4 protein-coding genes and 1 pseudogene are annotated in these 4,096 nt (G+C 67.7%); 3 read left to right on the top strand and 2 right to left on the bottom strand.

Going from position 1 to position 4,096, the window contains the following annotated elements; genetic code table 11:
• The first annotated feature begins 509 nt into the window (after positions 1–509).
• Positions 510–878 carry a nuclear transport factor 2 family protein gene (locus tag AC07CM_RS50435; protein ID WP_478883290.1) on the top strand — a complete coding sequence of 123 codons (369 nt, stop codon included), beginning with the start codon at positions 510–512 and terminating at the stop codon, positions 876–878.
• Positions 879–995: 117 nt separating this feature from the next.
• Here AC07CM_RS50435 and AC07CM_RS50430 read toward each other — a convergent pair whose 3' ends face one another.
• Positions 996–1,784: a hypothetical protein gene (locus AC07CM_RS50430; protein ID WP_478883289.1), complete on the bottom strand. Its 789-nt coding sequence runs from the start codon at positions 1,782–1,784 to the stop codon at positions 996–998.
• Positions 1,785–2,121: 337 nt separating this feature from the next.
• On the opposite strand from AC07CM_RS50430, the gene AC07CM_RS50425 reads away from it, so the two are divergent.
• Positions 2,122–2,319 (top strand): VOC family protein, encoded by a 198-nt coding sequence (locus AC07CM_RS50425; protein ID WP_478883291.1) that lies wholly within the window; start codon positions 2,122–2,124, stop codon positions 2,317–2,319.
• Positions 2,320–2,657: 338 nt separating this feature from the next.
• Here the strand turns inward: AC07CM_RS50425 and AC07CM_RS50420 are convergent.
• Positions 2,658–2,945 (bottom strand): annotated as a pseudogene (locus AC07CM_RS50420) (hypothetical protein); the annotation flags it as partial.
• 237 nt (positions 2,946–3,182) lie between these two features.
• On the opposite strand from AC07CM_RS50420, the gene AC07CM_RS50415 reads away from it, so the two are divergent.
• Complete coding sequence (locus AC07CM_RS50415; protein ID WP_478883288.1) at positions 3,183–3,593, top strand: DUF4267 domain-containing protein; 411 nt, start codon at positions 3,183–3,185, stop codon at positions 3,591–3,593.
• Positions 3,594–4,096: the final 503 nt, after the last annotated feature.

The raw sequence follows: 4,096 nt of genomic DNA, 5'->3' as shown, positions 1-4,096 counted from the left end.
CGCGATCTCCCACAGTCCGTCCGGAACAATCCAACTCCATGTACCCCGCCCCATACCGAGGTCAACGAGGCCTCACCACGTAGGACACGGTCTTAGGCCTTGCTGTGCGCAGGCGGGGCCGCCTGCTGGGCGCAGAGCCCGGGCGGCGAAGCCTCCGGCAGGCATGGCGCGAAAGGCCGTTCGACCGCAGCGAGCCCCTGGGGTGCCGTGGTGTTGTCGACGTGCGGGATGCCGGCGGCGGTCAAAGTGGGGCGCGCTCGGTGCCACATCGGGGTGCCGGGTCTGGCCTGGCCAAGGCTGAGTCCCGGTCGTCTGGGCCGCCGATTGCAGGGTGTGGGTCGGTGGGCTGGTTCGACGGGGTCTGGGCTTCATTGCCTGGGCGGTAATCGCGTGGTCGGGCGGGGCGCGGCAGGGTGAAGCCATCAGGTTTCGGGCCGGCGCACTCCGGCTCGAGGTCTGGCCCAACTGGCCTGGATGGCAAGACACTTGACCGGAACGGGAGTCCCGCCATGTCGATCTACGTTGCCGCTGTCGCCTGCTACTTCGAGGCGTGGAACGCCACCGACGCCGACACGCTCGTCAAGGCGGTCGCCGCCGCGTGGTCCGAGGACGGTATCTACACCGACCCGCTGGCCGACGTGCGCGGCCATGAGCAGATCGCCGCGGTCATCCAGGCGGCGCACGAGCAGTTCCCCGGCTTCGAGTTCAAACTGGTCGGTGAGGTGGACGGCAACCATCACGTCGCCCGCTTCAGCTGGGAGCTGGTGTCCACTGCCGACGGCTCGGCGCCGGTCGCCGGCTCGGACGTGGTCACCCTGGCCGAGGACGGCCGGATCATGTCCGTCCTCGGCTTCCTCGACCGGCTCCCCGAGGCATAAACGGTCACCTGCCAGGCCGAGAGACCGGCGCGGTCTTCGTGTGCTGCGCGGCACGGCGATGCAGTAGTGCCTTGACAGGGGCCCTCCTCTTTCTTGTGCGCGTTCCGGGTGATCTGGTCAGGACGTGGGCGCGTCCGGTTGCGGCTTGCGTTTCACGTCGGTCACCTTCGCCTCCTCCGTCTCCGGGGCCCCGAACGCTTCGACGATCACCCCGTTGCTGGTGCCGGTGACCTCCAAGGCCAAGTGGTCGCCCATGAAGCGCAGGTCGAGTCTTGCCCGTGGCGCCCCCGCGTGTTTCGGCATCTGGTGAATCCGCGACGCCGGGTAGTCCAGGTCCGTCAGTTTCTTGTGCATCGCGTGGTAGCTGGTCGTCTTGATGTTCTTGAACGCCTGGCTGATGCGCTGTGCGTGCGCGTTGCCGGTGCACTTTTCGATGTCGGTCAGCGGCATTTCCCCAGGCGGCTTGGGCTTGGCGGCAGAAGGGGTCGACTCCGACGGTTCGGGAGCGTCCGAAGGAAGGGGAACGGCTATGTTGCCGCTGGCGTTCGGGACGCCCGGCGGGGTCTCGCCCGGCCCGTATCTCGCTGTAGCTTCCTCCCAACCGGGCAGGTCGTCCGGCTCGGGCACGAGATCATCACCCTTGTCGTCGGGGGCGTCCGGGGCGCACCCCTGCGTGATGCGGGTGATCAGCTCAAGGAACCGCACCTGCGGATCGTTGTGCGGAGCATCCAGCGGGGTTGTCGCGGAGACGTCGCTGCCTGCGGGGCTCTGATCGGTGGCGGCGTTCTGAGTGCCGCAGCCGGACAGAACCATGCAGCCGAGCGCGGCCACCAGAACAGGCTTCGAGAGGGATGTCGATCGCATGCACGCACCATGCAGGAAGCTGAAAACTACCCGCATGAGCACTCGTACTCACCTTCACCCGACTAACCGCTCAGGGCGCTCCACCTTGACTGTGGGACGGGTTGCGCTGTGAGGTGCGGTCGCGCATGGCGCTCATTTGCCGCTACCAGAAGGCCGCTTCGCGGATCTCTGAGCACGCCCAGTGGCTATGGAACCAGCGGCAAGAGGCGTACCTCCAGTTGGTGGACGCCTGGGAAGCAGCCCTCGAGGACTTGCGGGCCTACCAGAACGCCTGGGACAACCGCGTTCAGGAGCGCCGGAGGGCTAGGGCACGTATCGGGTCCAGGTCAGCCTGGACTACGACCAGCTGGACGACTTTGAGCCACACCACTACGCGTTCATGGTCAGCGAGGAGGAGTTCGACGCTGCCCTCGCCCGCATCCAGCATGGTGGAATCACCCACTACGGCGATCCCGCTTGCCAGGAGATCGGGCAGATCTATCACAGTGAGAGCACTAAAGGTCGCAGGGGCACCTACTTCCACGACCCCGACGGACATCTCATGGAAATTCTCACCCCGGGAGGCACCGGGTCGTGAGGCCGATGGCGGCCCAGCGGATCACGGCTGCGCTGGTGGCGGGATCGCGTTCGTAGTCGCGACCGACGCGGTGGTGTGGGCGAACGGTCCGGTGACGTCACCGCTCGACCTGACGCTGCTGCCCGAACACCGACGGGGGCACGGCGCTGTACGGCGAGGTCAGCTGCCGAGGGTTCGCCAGGACTTCGACCGGGGGATTCCCTGCTGGTCCAGGAAGGTCTGGAAAGTGGTCGGCGGTCGAGGTGAGGGGATGTCCTCGGTCCGCCGCTGGTTGCTGAGCGTTCGATGTTCACAGCGATGGCCGTGAGCACGTGTTGCAGATGGGCCTTCGGCTGCCCGCGGTAGCGGCAGCAAGGCATGCCGTGTCCGTGGGCGAACTCGTTGATAGTCCCCTCCACCCCGGAGCGGACCGCGTAGCCGGACTTCCACGCGGGCGTCAATTGCTCGGTGCGGACGCGGACTCGCCGGTCGCGGAGTTCTCGCGGGGAAAGCCCACGTTCCGGGCGCTCTCGCGGGGGCTGGTGCACCGAGGGCGGTCCGGGCAGGGCTGGCACTGACCCTTGGTGAACCGGGCCACGATCAGGGTGCCGAGGTGGGCGAGGAAGAGTCGGTAGGCGCCGAGCCATCGGCGGCTGACCTGGCCCCGGGGGCACGTGACCTCCTGCCGGCCGAAGTCGATGTGGAAGTCGTGCCGGTCGAGCCTGCCACGCTCCCGTCCGCCCTTCCCGCTCCGGTAGCGGCATCTGGCACATCATCAGCCGCCCCCGCTACGCCCGCCACATCAGCCGCGTCCGCGCGGCCTGATCAGGCCCCACACGGCTCAAGCTCCATCAAGCTCACAAAGACTCGCAAGGAGAAGAACAATGTCGCTGAAGAAGATCAACACCGTCCTGGCCGCCGCCTTCATCCTCTTCATCCTCTGGTTCGGGGCGGAGTTCATCCTGAGCCCGGAGACGACGGCGCCGGGCTTCGGCCTGCCGCGCTGGCCGTCCGGCGACGGCGACGACCTCCTGATCATCAAGGGAATCCGCGACGTCGTTTTGGCCCTGGTCCTGGGCATCCTGCTGGTGACGGGCCACCGCCGGGCGCTGGGCTGGGTGCTGCTGGTGGAGGCCCTCGCCGCGTACGGCGACATGACGACCGTGCTGGCCCAACACGGCTCCGCGGCCACCGCGCTCGGCGTCCACGGCCTGACCGCGACGCTGATGGTCGTCAACGGCCTGCTGATGATGCGCGAGACCCGCAAGGCCGCGGCCGCTCCGCAGCCCGCCTGACGCCATCGATCCAAGCTGGCCCGGCCCCCCCGGCCGGGCCCCCAACGGGCGCCCAACGGGCGCTCCAGCGACCAGTTCATCCCGGCCTCGGCGTCACCGACGGCGCGCTGTTCTCGGCCATGGTGGTCAGGAGTGTCCTGCGGCGGTGCCCCCTTGGCGATCATCAAGGAGTACATCGAGAACCAGAAGCGCCCCGACTGAGGTCAACAGTGCAGACCCGTGCCCCGGTGCGGGTCACCCCCATCTTGAGAAGTGTTTCCTCCCGGCCGTAAACGGCCGGGGTTCCACGCTAGATCATGCTGAAGTGCCGGCTGCGATTCGCCGCGCGGGCCTCGTCCACAGGGACATCAAGCCCGGCAACATCCTGATCACCCGCGGAGGGACCGCTCGTACTCGACGGCATCGCCCGTGTCGGCGACGGCTGAAAAGTGGACCAGTAGCGACGCTTGAAAGTTGACCCCCTCCAGGGGGTCTGGCTCGTTGAGCCAGGCCAGGAGGAGTGG

It is taken from the genome of Streptomyces sp. NPDC044061, from assembly GCF_056434305.1.
This window is presented reverse-complemented; position numbering and strand designations above follow the sequence as displayed.